Here is a 13,965-nt window from a genome sequence, read left to right on the forward strand (position 1 = left end):
CCCATTTTTTTAAGTTTTCGCCGTGCCCAGCTTCACGAAAGTTCAAATATCCACTTGTATCTTGATATAAAAATTCACTTTATCTACACAGATATCACTAGCCAGAATCGTATTTTTAGTCAAAAATGTGTTCCTTCACATTTCAATTTGGAATACCTAGTAACCGAACACCGCCATCAGATTTCTGGACTTCGTTTTGTTGAGCAGACTCATCCAATGATATCTAGCCTTATATGAAGTTCACGTTCCTCAGACCGGAAGTTTGCCGCTCTCTTCCTTCAGATTACGCGCTACTTTAATAAAATTTAAAAGCCCTTCGCCAAGAAGAGCTTTTAAATTTTATATCTCTCGCTACACTATTGGCAGGATGACATGTGATGGATATTCATTTTGATGAAAAAGACTTTGGGTTGCCTTTTTCATTTCTTCGGAATCTAGTGTTGTTTTTCCAGTGTTAGGATTCACATCATAGCGTGGGAAATCGCTGGAAGCTATTTCAATCCGAATGGAGTGTCCTGGTAAGAATACATTGCTTGTTGCACTTAAATCTATTTCATAACGGATTATTTCTCCATTCAAACTTACTTGTTCCCTTTTCCCGCTTCGCCATTTGGCACGGATAATACCATCTGCTAAATTATAAGCAGTTCCATCAGGGAAAACATCGATTAACTTTGCTGTAAAATCAGTATCTGGAGCATCAGTAGACGCCCAAAGAATAACTTTTGCTGTGCCAGTTACTTCTACTTCCTGTTCTAATTGTTCAGAAGTGTAGACGACAACATCCTCACGTTCTTCTATTTTTCTTTGATCATGTGGCCCAGCGTTTCTACCGTTAAAAAATAGCGTTCCACCTCCATTAGTTGGTACTGGGCTCGTTGGATCATGAATAAACTGGTCCTTTTGCTCATCGCCAGGAAGGGTAGTATTTAAGATGCCAGACTTGAGATTTGCTTGTCCATCACTATGAAAATAAAAATTGGTATATGCAGTACGCTGCAACGGCCATGACTTTTCCGACCGCCATTGATTAATACCCATAACAAAAATTTTAACAGGGTCTTCATCATCTTTTCGAACCTCGTTCTCTTCTTTCAACCAATGATTAAACCATTTAATATGCAAAGATGTGAGGTCATCTTTACCATCAATAGAGTCGCCTGAACTATTTACGCCAAAAGAACGCTCTCCTAAATCGGTACCAGTCATTCCGTGTCCCCATGGACCAATGATTAACTTTTGATTTTGGCTATATGCCTGCATCTGTTCATAATTCAATAGGGTCTGATTTAAAAAATTATCATACCAACCAGCAAGATGATAGGCTGGGATATCCATTAAATCAAAATACCTCTTTACACTCCTATGCTCAATGGCTTTATTATTGTAATCTTGATGAATATATTTCTGGTAGATATCTTGTAGTGCGGGATGCTTCATGACTGCTGGTAATTCTTTAATCGGAGTGAATTTATGCCATTTTTCAATCTGATTTAGGTCGTTGGCTATCTCCTCCATTGCTTTTGCAAAATCCTCTGGACTTAGCTTTCGTCTTAAATAATCAGGCGCTAACGAATCAAGCATCCACGTTTCTGCTGCAGCTAAAGAGAGTATGCCGTTTTCCTCAAAGGCATTCTTAAAAATGTTTCCTGTCATCGCGGGGAAAATTGCTTTTAGAGCAGGGGGCTGTTCTACCATTGCATACAATTGTGTGAATGCATAATATGAGAGGCCAAACATACCTACTTTACCATTGGAATAGGGTAAGCTCGCTGCCCACTCCACGGTGTCATAGCCATCTTTCACCTCTTGAACAAAGGGTTCAAATTCTCCTTCTGATGCAAAACGGCCACGAACATCTTGGATTATAACGATGTAGCCTTCCATTGCGGTTCGAATGGGATCAATCCAACGATGTGAAAAGTTAGGAAGATTTTTATTGTAAGGCAAGCGAGTTAAAAGTACAGGAAAGTTTCCGTTTGCTTGTGGACGATAGATATTTGCATAGAGTGTCACTCCGTCTCTTAACTTACAAGGAACTTCTCGATCGACTATTACTTGATTTATGTCTGACATATTTAACTTCCTTTCGAATAAGGTAAAATTTATCATACACTTGATAAAGAGAGCAGAAACAAACAAAGTCTGTGCTGACTCAGTCAACACAGACACTCATTTATTTGCCTAACATTTCATTTACTTTATCTTGATTATTATCAATCCACTCTTGTGCTACTTCTCTGGCAGGTACGTCTTCTTCCTCAATTTTAACAATCATTTCTTCCACATCATCAAGTGGGATACTCCAATTGCTTAGAAATTCGTATGCGTCAGGTGCTGTTTCTTGTAGTTCTTTGTTCGTAATAACTTTAACAGTAGCTGTTTCAAAGAATCCTTTGGTGTCTTCTATTACTTTAATGTCTAACTTATTAAACATTGTGTGTGGACGCCAGCCATAGAAAACAACTGGTTCTTCATTTTCCAATTTACGCATAGCTTGTGCGAGCATACCACCTTCAGATGAATTGACTTGCTCCATATCCAGGCCATATCCTTCAATCAAGTCATCAATGATGCCAGTCACACTTGCTCCTTCTTCTATTCCATACAATTCATTATTAAACTGATCTTCCATACCTGCGATGTCCTCGACTGTATTCACATCTTCCATATAACTCGGAACGACTAAACCAGCATCAGCATCTGAATAGCTAACCGCTGTTTCTTCAATAGAGTCACCATACTTTTCGATATATACGTCATGGACTGGGAACCAGCCATCCATGAATACATCAATATCACCACGTGATAGTCCAATATATGTGCTTCCCGCATCTGCTTGTGTTTGTTCTACGTTATAACCCATATCTTCCAATAAAATTTGAGCTATTTCTGTAGGAGGTACAGTGCTTGTCCATGGCGTTACACCTAATGTGATTGTTTGCTGTTCTTCATCACCTGTCTGACTTTTGCTATCAACGTTTTGTTGGGAACAACCAACGATAAACATTACGAATAATGCACTGATCATACCTAGTAATACCTTTTTCATAATATCTCTCCTTCTAGTTTTCTATTTTCTTGATATGCCGAACTATTAGATTTAGTTTACAATTTATTCCCTACTCCTTGTGTAATGCGGTCAAGTATAATGGCAATTACAACGATAGCTAAACCACCTGTTAACCCCAGTCCTACGTTAACTGTCGAAATCCCTGACAATACTACCGAACCAAGACCTGGAGCCCCAATCATGGAGGCCACGACTGCCATCGATAATGCCAACATAATTGTTTGGTTTATACCAGCCATGATGGTTGGTATAGCAAGTGGTAATTGAACTTTAAATAGTAATTGTTTTGATGTTGTACCAAATGCTTTTGATGCTTCAACTACTTCTTCAGGCACTTGTAAAATCCCCAACCGAGTCATACGCACAGCTGGTGGAGCCGCAAATACGAATGTTGCTATTACAGCTGGGACACCACCAAGCCCAAATAATAGAATCGATGGAATTAAATAAACGAATATAGGTAGTGTTTGCATAAAGTCCAAAATTGGACGGACAATTTTATCTATAATGCTGCTTTTTGCACTTGCTATGCCAACAGGAACTCCAAAAATAACGGATATAATTGTCGAGACGATTACAATGGCAACCGTTTGCATTGTTTCAGCCCATAAATCAACAGAACCGATATAGAGACAACCTATTAACGTAAACAGTGCGATTCCTTTCCCAGCTAGTTTCCAAGCTAATAATATGAGGACGACTGCGATAATTTCGGGAGGGATTATAATGATGAAATTCGTCACCCCGTCAATAAAAGACCGAAGTGCCATACTAATACTATTAAAGAAACCACTCATGACCGGCAGTAACCAACCATTAACAAAATTGTTTGTCCAATCTTCTAATGGGAAATTGATATAATTCATGTTGACACCACCTCGTCTTTCTCTTTCCCTAGCACTAAGCCAGACAATATGGAAACGCGTGACACGATACCCATCAATTTACCATCTTCAACAATCACAATCGGATACTTCACATTAGCAGCAATGCCGATTAAATCATTCAAGGGTGTATCTGGCGAAGTAGTATAAACATCCTCTGTTATAAGCATTTCTTCCATTGAGATATTATTTTGATAAGCTTTAACTGCATCATCAATGGTCAAGAGGCCCTTAAAATTCTTTTCTTTATCTGTAACAAAGATACTAGAAACACTTGCTTCCTCCATTTTTCTTACAGCTAACCGGGGGCCGTCCTTGTATGATAACAATACTTCAGGGTTTTTCATCACATGGGACGCTTCAAGGACTTTGGAACGGTCTACATCTTTTACAAAGTTGGATACATAATCATCTGCTGGATTTTCTAAAATCTCCTCTGATGTTCCTATTTGTACAATTTTTCCGTCCTTCATTATTGCAATCCGATCACCAAGCTTTAGAGCCTCATCCAAATCATGGGTAATAAATAACACAGTTTTCCCCAATTTGTTCTGGATCTTTAAGAGTTCGTCTTGCATTTCTTTACGAATAATGGGATCTAGCGCACTAAATGCCTCATCCATCAATAGAATATCCGTATCGTTTGCAAGTGCACGAGCTATGCCAACGCGTTGCTGCATTCCTCCACTTAGTTCGCTTGGATAGCTATCTTCATATCCCTTCAGCCCGACATCCTCAATTGTTTCTAGTGCTATTTTTTCCCGTTTTTCTCTTGCAATTCCTTGGATTTCTAAGCCATAAGCGACATTGTTCATAATTGTTTTATGTGGTAGCAACCCAAATTTTTGGAAGACCATACCTAGTTTTTTACGTCTTGTTTCAATTAGAGTATGTTTGTCCATTTTGGTAATGTCTTCCCCGTCGATTAAAACTTCCCCATCTGTGGGTTCGATCAACCGATTGACTAATCTTATTAGTGTTGATTTACCACTCCCGGAAAGGCCCATAATAACGAATATTTCTCCAGGTTTTACTGCAAACGATGCCTGGTTAACACCAACTGTCATTCCAGTTTTTTTAAGAATTCCATCTTTTTGTTCTCCATTTTTCAAACGTTTTAGACCTTGCTGTGGATGAGAGCCAAAAATTTTCGTCAAATGATTCACTTCAATCTTATTCATCTACATTCTCCTATTCTTCTAGAGATACTTTTTGGAAAAGCACCGCCTTAACTTTTTCGCTTAATACCTATCGTTCTACCCACTTGCTTCGGTTTTTTTAGTTGCTTATCCTTGTCCCACATTACTTCTATACTATTTGCTACAGGAGCAGGAAAGGGAGCAGGTCTTTCTTGATCGGTATTGATCCCCATTAACATTTGTTCACTTGTTGCGATTGCTTCGTTCATTTCATTTTTCATTGTGAAAATTACATGCAGACGTTTGCTGTCGACGTCTAACAGTTGGATGGTCACGTCTAGTTGCTCATTCTGATGCGCTTCTTGCAAATAACACAAATGTGTTTCTAAGGTGAAAATCGTATAACTAAAATAATTTCTTGACGCTTCATCCAGTCCGATATTAGCCATAAATGCATCAACAGCCAAACTAAATACCTTCGCATACGCTGCATCATTCATATGGCCGTTATAGTCTACCCAATCTTGATGGACTACGGTTTGATAATGAAAGGGTTGTTGCTCTGCCATGGTTTAAAATCCTCCCAGACTGTTAATTAATTTGTTCAAAAAGATGGACAAAGGAAGAGAACATTCCAGGTTGCAGCTTTTCAAGTTGCCGAACGTTTTCAACTACATTCCTGACACAGTAGCAACCAGTATTTTCGTCTACCTTTTTAACCATCTATTAAATTTTGGATTGAGGCCAATAATCCTCGACTAAGTCTAATAGTTTAACTAGAAACTCGTTTCGTTTATTTTCTAAATCGGAGATCGGTACATTACCTGCATGGCTTTCACAGCCTTCAATCACTTTTTCTTTTAATTCATCCGTTAGTTCAGGTGCTTCTAGTTTTGTCCATGGCTTTTTAAGTGCTGGGCCAAACTGTTCCAGCATATGTCGCATGCCTTGATCTCCGCCTGCTAGATGGAAAGTCAGGAATGGTCCCATTTGAGCCCAACGAAGCCCTGCACCATAAATAATGGCTGCATCAACTTCTTCTGTAGTAGCAATTCCGTCATTAACAAGGTGTAGCGCTTCACGCCATAATGCTTCCATTAATCGATCAGCTACGTGCCCTTCAATTTCTTTGTTAATGACTAGTGGCTTCATTCCAATAGATTGATAGAAAGCTTTTGCCCTTTCCATTAACGCAGCATCAGTTTCTTCTCCCCCAACTAGCTCAACAAGAGGCAAAAGGTAAACTGGATTGAAAGGATGAGCAACAATTACCCGCCCTGGATACTGCAAACCTTGTTGTAATGTTGTTGCCATAATTCCTGAAGTACTGGACCCAATGATGGCATCAGGCTTAGCATGTTGATCAATATTAGTTAAAACACTTCTCTTAATATCTTCACGTTCGGGTACATTTTCTTGGATAACTGCAGCATTTTGAACCGCTTCTTCAATTGTCGGAACGAATGTCAATCGTCTTTGTGAAGCCCCTTCTGCCAACCCAAGCTTTTCCAAAGACGGCCAAACTTGCTGAATGACCTGCCGAGTACGTTCTTCTGCCCCTTCTGCTGGATCAAAGGCAATGACATCTAGCCCTTGAGCTAAAAATCGACCGATCCACCCATTTCCAATTACCCCGGTACCAATGACTGCTACTGTTGTTGACTGACTCATATGCTTTCGCCTCCGTATGGGTTTCTCAATCCGAATTGTATTCTGGCTTCTTGTGGTGTCATGACTTCGATATCATTACTGTTTAACATGTTTACTGCTTTCTCAACGAGTTGGTCATTTCGAGCAAGCACACCTTTTGATAAATATAAATTGTCCTCTAAACCAACACGTACATTTCCACCTAACTGTGCGGTTTGTTCAAGAATTGGCAACTGCATCCGTCCAATACCAAATGCTGACCAGTGTGCATTTTCAGATAGACGATTTTTCATGTACATCATTGTTTCTGCATCTGCATCCATTCCCCAAGGGATTCCCATACAGAATTGGTACATTGGATCCCCGTCAATTAATCCTTCATTCACTAGCTGCTGGGCAAAACGAAGGTGCCCTGTGTCAAAGCACTCTAATTCAGGTTTGACACCGCTTTGTTGAATAAGTGCCGCTTGTTCTCTTAACCAATCAGTTGGGCTCATATAGATCATATTGCCGAAATTTACTGAACCACAGTCAAGGGTGCACATTTCTGGAAGCAACTCACCTACAGGCTGATGACGTTCCGCTGGTGTTTGGATATCGGTTCCATTTCCACCGGCTGCTGGTGTGTTTAAACTGGGTATGAAATCTCCGCCTCCCCCAGAAGTAATATTAATAATGACATCCGTTTCAGATTCACGAATCCGATCAACTATTTCTCGATAATGATCAACGTTGTGGCTTATTCCACCTGTCTCTGGATTACGAGCGTGAACATGGGCCACAGTTGCTCCCGCTTTTGCTGATTCTATTGCTGCTTCAGCAATCTCTTTTGGTGTTACAGGTACATGAGGGCTTTTTGAAGTTGTATCCCCTGCACCCGTAACAGCAGCTGTTAGTAATACTTTTTTCAATCTGCTTCCTCCTATTCTTGAGTGCTCATTAAGCTTTCTTAGTAATAATCGATTAGTGTTACTTTGTGTACCATCCGGACGGTTTGTTTATCACAATAATAAACTATACCATCCAGACGGTTTGTTTTCAACCCTCTTTAAAATCAGAAAGGTGTTTCATTTGCTCTTTTTCATTTAAAGCAATCACTAAACTCGTCTGTAGTAGGGATTGGCTGGTTTTTCGATAAGCTTATAAAAAAACAAAAACACCCTCATAAAGGGGTGTTTTTGTTCAACATTTATCCTATACGTTTATTCGTTTGCCCATTCTCTTAGCTTTTCGTAGACAGCTTTTTTCTTGTCTTTTTCAATATGATAAATATCGAATAGTTCGGATAACCAAATTCCATCAGTAGCCAGCCTTATGATGGTAGCTTTAATGGGATCTAAACCATCGTCCTCAATTTTACGTTGCCAATCTGAATAGAGTTCACGAATAGGATCCAATGAATTAGCACTGACTGCTTTCGCCGCAAGTAAACCATAATGCATATCTTTGTTTTGGTAAGCTTGATTAAACGTTACATCAACATATGCACGGACCCATTTACCTTTATCGACTGGATCTGCCTCCGCATTATTACTTATTTTCTCTCTATAGTTATTCGCTAGATGTTCTACCATCCCTTGCACAAGCGCTTCTTTCGATGGATAGTGATAGAGAAGGCCACCTTTGCTTATTCCAGCTTCCTTCGCAGTGGCATCGAGTGTTAGATTAAAGATACCTTTTTCACTAACGACTTTCGAGGCAGCATTAAGAATATCCACTTTTCTTGAAGTTTTGCCCATTGAAGATCTCCTCTTTATTTTATTTATGCTACTTAACATACCATCTGGACGGTATACTTTCAATCTTTTTTAGAATGGGAGTAACAAGTTAATTTTACAGGTTTTGGGCTGTAATTCCCAGTCAATCACGCAAAAACTCCTTTTATTTAAGGTGAAAATTAATTAGCTTTCATACAAGTAGCATGTTTTTAGGATAGGTTGTCTTGTTTAGAACCAGAGGGCCATTCATTATATTGCATACTAACTATATAATTTATCAGCTCCTGTATTTCTTTTAATAAATCATAAATTTAGGCAATGTTGAAAGTAATTATTTTCAATCGTTGCTAATGTAGTGCAATCCTGATTGTACTTGGAGATTTTGAGATGAGAAAGATTTATTACCTTCAACTCTACACTATTTCTTCCTTAACGGGAACAATTACCATTCTCAGAAAAGTTATTGACTACGATTGTTAAATTACTTAAAAACTGGCCTGCTGTACGGCTCTGTCTAATGGAGAAAGTATCTTCTTTGCCAGTAACTAATCATTCCTGCTCAGAGCCTGTATTGATCTTTCACAACCAAGTTATAGCCCACGCCGGACGCATCAAAAAAAGCGCCCCCTACAATGTAGGGAACGCTTGATTTACAGCTTATTAACTTACTGTTAAACGAAAATAAGATACCGGTGGTCGGGGTCTAATACAGCTTATAATGGTTGATATATCAATGTTATAATTTATTATGTGTAAAATCTGTGTAAAAGTTTATGTAAAATATACTATGATGATAAAAATGATCTTTCTATTTCGAACTTGAAAAATGCTAGTTTTCATATCGTTTCATAAGAGTTTATAAAAGCTGTTCTGTCAGTATTTATATCCCAATGACTTCAAATTAATTCATATTAAATCATTATTTGTATGCACAAATTAGGCCCATAATTAGATTAATGTAATCAGAAGGGGCAAAACTATTTTTGTTCCTTCTCAATCATTATATCCTAATAAATGCAATTGCTTTTATATACTATAAAATTAGGAGGAAGTTTCCAGCTGTTAAATTTGAACCAATGCCCCCTTTATTATCAAAGTCATTGTCGTTACTGTTATTAATTTTTCCGCTCTCTAATACCCGCTATATCAAGCCTTATCTCTTGTTGTATTTCCACTCCATATCATTAATCATCCATTATAGTTATTTAAAACGTTCGTCTTTAAATGTCACTTTACTATATTTTTAAAAAGTCTTGGAAGCCTTACAATATTCATATGACATCTAAATTCTACAAACCTTTATTTTCGCTATTTATGATACGGCTCACCGTAGTGATTTAAGAGGCAAAAAGTGGGCGAGGGTTGAATCTCCAACTCTCGCCTTTCTTATAATGAGATTCGAGAATAATAATACATCATATTGTTTTATTTAATAATAATCACACATTATATTACTTTTAAATCATACACCAATTGTATGTTCATTCTCTTTGACTATCGGAACTTTTGCATCAACTAGTATTTTTAGTAACTCCGATATTTCCTTAATATCTTGTATTGTATTTTTCGGCTTTCCATATTTCAAAATTTCCCTTTCCCTGCTAATCGTAAAAATAACCCTTTGCTTTGCACGGGATAAAGCTACAAAAAAAGCATTCTTATCAGCTTCCTTCTGAGTTTTAAAACTCCAAAATGCTGCATCTTCTAAACCAACAAATATTACTGTTTTATATTCCAACCCTTTACTTTTATGTATTGTCATTATAGGGATACTATATTCTCCACAAAACTCTTGAATTAGATCCTTTAACGAAGCACCTCTATAATAGTTTAGATTCCTTATCATTCTTTGAATTCTATCTTCTATATAATTTTTCTGGTTATATTTGGGATAGGTTGATTTAATATTCTCTTCACCTAAAAACTCTACTGCCGTATTCATTATTTTTTGAAATTCATTCTCAAAATTTGCTTCGTCGACATTAGAATAAATATCTTTGATTGTTTTTAATGCTTTTGATAATTCCTTTTCTACGTTCAATATATTTATATCTTCTAAATCCGAGCTTGTATGTTTTATTTCAATAATTGTATCGGTAAATTCCAACCATAAGTCTGGCAATTTTTCCTCTCCACACAATTTCAAAAAATTTAAAAATAGTAAAATTAATTCATCCGATAATAAATCCTGAAATTCTCTCTCGATTCTACTTTCGATATTTAACTTTGAAAGAGCTTGAATTATTTCAGCTGCATAGACATGTTCCTGTTGCTTAACAATAATACAAAAAATCCCTTGGCTTTGAATCTTCAGAATCCATCCACTCTTGTATTTTTCTCGCTAAAATATTAGCTTCATTCATATGATTTTTAAATGTCCATATTTCGCAGATTCCATCCTCTGCGCTCCACTCTCCAGCTGGAATTGCATCTACCGAAGTCTTATTTAGTGTTTTAGAAAATAAATTTTGAATATAGATTAATCTAGGGGCGGATCTATAGTTATTTAACAAAGAAAACTGAGTTGCATTAAAATCTTTATTAAAAATTTCAAAAGCATTTTTTAATGCCCCAGCCCAACCCATAATTCGTTGTTTATTATCACCTACTGTTGTAATAATAGATTTTGAATCTAAAAAAGCTGTTTTTAAAAGGTCATATTGAATATATGTAGTATCCTGAAATTCATCTAAAAAGACATGACTATATGTAGCATGTAATGAATTAACAATTAATGGATTTTCCCTTAATAAATATTCTACTAAAATAGATATCATGGGAAAGGTCAATGAGCTTTTCAAATTATTTTTTCCTTTTAATAATACATTCCATAGTCTCTCATTGATCCAATAGTACAAATCATTATCAAAGGTTGATAAAGGAAGTCTTGTTTCTTTCAATAGTTTATTGACTCTTAAAAAGTTATATTCATGCTGCCATGTTGGGTAATAAACATTTGTATCAGTAATATATCCTTTAATAATGTCATCTACTAGTCTTTCATTACTAATAATCTCATATTGCTTCGCTGGCTTATACTCTTCAGGTAAGGCATGTAGAAATTGATCCAATAACCCTTTTGCAAAAGAGTCGAATGTTCTTGACTCAATTCTGCTTGAAACCTCTTTACCGTATCTCTTTTCAACTCGCTCTTGAAGGTTACTGGCAGCATCCACCTTAAAGCTTATGGCTAAAATTTTTTTTGGATATGTGCATACTCCTGTTTCAATTAGGTATCCGACCTTATGAGCTAACAACTCAGTCTTTCCAGCTCCCGGCCCAGCGACAATTGAAACATTATTAGGTTCTTTTATTGAAGCTAATGCAGAATCCTCTAATTCTATGCCATCTGATGGCTTCCAAACTTGCTCAAATACTTTATTCTTCATCGTTAATCCCTCCTGTTAAATCTATTTTTTCTTTTATTTTATCTAGAAGACTTAACAGTTCTTTAGGGGCATTGGCCAAAAATGTAGTATCTTCTACATCCTTCAAGGCAGCAATATGCGTACTTGGTTTCCCTCTACCTAAAAATAAAGAATTGTACCATATCATTAACTTTTTTTCCCCTTCAGAATATGTTTTGGCAACAGCATCTTTATTTTTAAGAGTAGCTTGTATTGATCCTTGTAATTTATCATCGTATTCTGAGGATTGTTCATCTGCTGGAATTCTAGGACCATTAATCATGGTACTTTGGTATTCCACTTGGAAACTTTTCAACATTGAGAAATCAATATCTAATGGAAATGAAAAATAAATATCTTCTTTTTCCAATTTAGTTATCCAAGTATCCATTGAATTTAAATGTTCTACATTTCTTTTATGAAATTCTTCTAATTCTTCAATGCTATAAATATACTTTTCTTTTTCTTTACCTCTATAAACTGTTCTAAGGTCTTCAGAACATCTATTATTATTATTAAGCTGCTTTAGCACATATTTGATTCTTCCCCAGCCTCCTCCATTTCTCTCTCTGTCTAAATCTAACAATGTGACATGAGGAATCGATAAATCATTTAGGAGCTTCCACATATGATTAACATGTCTACCGCCCAATGGTACTATTGAAATATTGAAATCATCTAGGTAAATATCAGAAGCAATTAATAACTTAGGCAATACAATTTCTTCACTATCTCCTTCCCCTAAGACTACTAATTTTGAAAAGTATAAATCAGGATAAGATTTAACCGCCTCTTTAATATAAGTAAATGCTTCGTCATGTTTCTCAGGAAGTGTAATATTATGAACCAAAGACTTTGAATCACTTATCTGCAAATGTCTAATATATTCTGGATCAATTTTCCCAATAATAGACGAATTATGGGAAGATAGTATTACTTGTGCATTTTTTATATTAGCTATTTCCCTTAAATTCCTTACTACTCTTCCTAATATATGCTGGGATATATGATTCTCCGGTTCTTCTATAGCCAATATATTCAACAAGGGTTTATCTTCTTTTTCTTGTTTATTTTCAATTTCAAGCAGAGAAGAAACTAGCGTTATATAAAATAAAGACTTTAAACCATCCCCCAACCCATCAACCCTAACAGAATTACCATCAACAGCTGGATTAAATAAAATCTCAACGTTTTTTAAGAAATCATTCAGACTATTGCTATTGAATTTTAATTGACTCTTTGAATATCTTTCATCCTTATAATATTTATTCCATTGAGTATTTAAGATCTTTTGTACGTTTTTAATTCCGTCAATACCGTTAAATAACTCTTCAATTGGCTCAGTTAATGATTCTATATCTTCGTTTAAATTTTTTGGCCAATCGATTCCATCAAAAATGCGCCAAAGTAAAGTTCCAGAAGCATTTTTCAATTGACTAGCTGGGTCTCTCATTGCCGGTACATAAATCATTTGAATTAATTTTTTATGATGAATTGGCACCTTAATTAAGGCATCTTGCTCCTCTTGTCCATACGGTACTTTTACATAAAATAATTCTTGTTCAATATCTCCTTCAGGTGTAGTACCCTGCACCCATTTACCCACTAAACGCATTCTTAAATACGGCTCTTTTCTCGCCTCATCCACAATCAACTGTTTTATAAATTCAGGTATAGTCTTAATTTCCTCCGGTTTTTGGGATTTTAATTCCGGAAAAGCAATTTTTGCTTCTATACTGAGGTTCATTTCCCCGATATTGGATAGATCTTCGTTTTCGGAAATGTGAAAATCTGTTTTAATCAAAGTTCTTTCATTATTTCTCTGACCAAATAATCTTAGCAAAGCCATAATCATACTAGTTTTACCTGAGCTATTTGAGCCTATTAAAGCTGTTAAATTATCAATTTTAATCGACTGAGTATCTGCACCAAATGATCTAAAATTACTTATATGAAGTTCTGAAACTATCATTTATAAAATCCTCCTTAGAATTTTCAATCTAGATAAAATTAAAATAAAAGGGTCAAATTACAGCATAGCGACATTTTCCTAGCAAGATAGACCCTCTCATTATTTAAAAACTTGTTTTCCCG

At 36.3% G+C, this 13,965-nt stretch carries 12 protein-coding genes; 1 reads left to right on the plus strand and 11 read right to left on the minus strand.

The genetic code is table 11. The features are described from left to right. Positions 1-237 (plus strand): hypothetical protein (locus tag OMHG_RS19025; protein WP_222704854.1); only part of this gene is annotated, 237 nt, incomplete at its 5' end. A 114-nt stretch (positions 238-351) separates the two neighbouring features. Here the strand turns inward: OMHG_RS19025 and OMHG_RS09595 are convergent. The 11 genes from OMHG_RS09595 to OMHG_RS09640 form a co-directional block, all read right to left on the minus strand. Beyond that, positions 352-2,076 carry a CocE/NonD family hydrolase gene (locus OMHG_RS09595; protein WP_010650422.1) on the minus strand — a complete coding sequence of 575 codons (1,725 nt, stop codon included), beginning with the start codon at positions 2,074-2,076 and terminating at the stop codon, positions 352-354. Between the two features lie 100 nt (positions 2,077-2,176). Continuing rightward, positions 2,177-3,052 carry a glycine betaine ABC transporter substrate-binding protein gene (locus OMHG_RS09600; protein ID WP_010650425.1) on the minus strand — a complete coding sequence of 292 codons (876 nt, stop codon included), beginning with the start codon at positions 3,050-3,052 and terminating at the stop codon, positions 2,177-2,179. A 56-nt stretch (positions 3,053-3,108) separates the two neighbouring features. Continuing rightward, positions 3,109-3,939 (minus strand): ABC transporter permease, encoded by an 831-nt coding sequence (locus OMHG_RS09605; protein WP_010650427.1) that lies wholly within the window; start codon positions 3,937-3,939, stop codon positions 3,109-3,111. Next, positions 3,936-5,138: a quaternary amine ABC transporter ATP-binding protein gene (locus tag OMHG_RS09610; RefSeq protein ID WP_010650428.1), complete on the minus strand. Its 1,203-nt coding sequence runs from the start codon at positions 5,136-5,138 to the stop codon at positions 3,936-3,938. Before OMHG_RS09610 ends, OMHG_RS09605 begins: the two co-directional genes overlap by 4 nt. Positions 5,139-5,185: 47 nt before the next feature. Beyond that, positions 5,186-5,665, minus strand: coding sequence for a thioesterase family protein (locus tag OMHG_RS09615; protein WP_010650430.1), 480 nt, complete (start codon positions 5,663-5,665; stop codon positions 5,186-5,188). 157 nt (positions 5,666-5,822) lie between these two features. Next, positions 5,823-6,767 (minus strand): 3-hydroxyacyl-CoA dehydrogenase NAD-binding domain-containing protein, encoded by a 945-nt coding sequence (locus OMHG_RS09620; protein ID WP_010650432.1) that lies wholly within the window; start codon positions 6,765-6,767, stop codon positions 5,823-5,825. Continuing rightward, complete coding sequence (locus tag OMHG_RS09625) at positions 6,764-7,657, minus strand: beta-keto acid cleavage family enzyme (protein ID WP_010650434.1); 894 nt, start codon at positions 7,655-7,657, stop codon at positions 6,764-6,766. Before OMHG_RS09625 ends, OMHG_RS09620 begins: the two co-directional genes overlap by 4 nt. A gap of 291 nt (positions 7,658-7,948) precedes the next feature. Then, positions 7,949-8,485, minus strand: a complete 537-nt coding sequence (locus tag OMHG_RS09630) for a TetR/AcrR family transcriptional regulator (protein WP_010650436.1) — start codon at positions 8,483-8,485, stop codon at positions 7,949-7,951. 1,441 nt (positions 8,486-9,926) lie between these two features. Continuing rightward, positions 9,927-10,586: a 3'-5' exonuclease gene (locus OMHG_RS19030; RefSeq protein WP_237566168.1), complete on the minus strand. Its 660-nt coding sequence runs from the start codon at positions 10,584-10,586 to the stop codon at positions 9,927-9,929. Between the two features lie 151 nt (positions 10,587-10,737). Continuing rightward, a complete protein-coding gene (locus OMHG_RS19035; RefSeq protein ID WP_237566169.1) occupies positions 10,738-11,853 on the minus strand; it encodes a UvrD-helicase domain-containing protein in 1,116 nt (371 codons plus the stop codon). After that, positions 11,843-13,843, minus strand: coding sequence for an ATP-dependent nuclease (locus OMHG_RS09640; RefSeq protein ID WP_010650438.1), 2,001 nt, complete (start codon positions 13,841-13,843; stop codon positions 11,843-11,845). Before OMHG_RS09640 ends, OMHG_RS19035 begins: the two co-directional genes overlap by 11 nt. Positions 13,844-13,965: the final 122 nt, after the last annotated feature.

Source organism: Oceanobacillus massiliensis str. N'diop, from assembly GCF_000285495.1.
GTDB classification, from domain to species: Bacteria; Bacillota; Bacilli; order Bacillales; family Amphibacillaceae; genus Oceanobacillus; species Oceanobacillus massiliensis.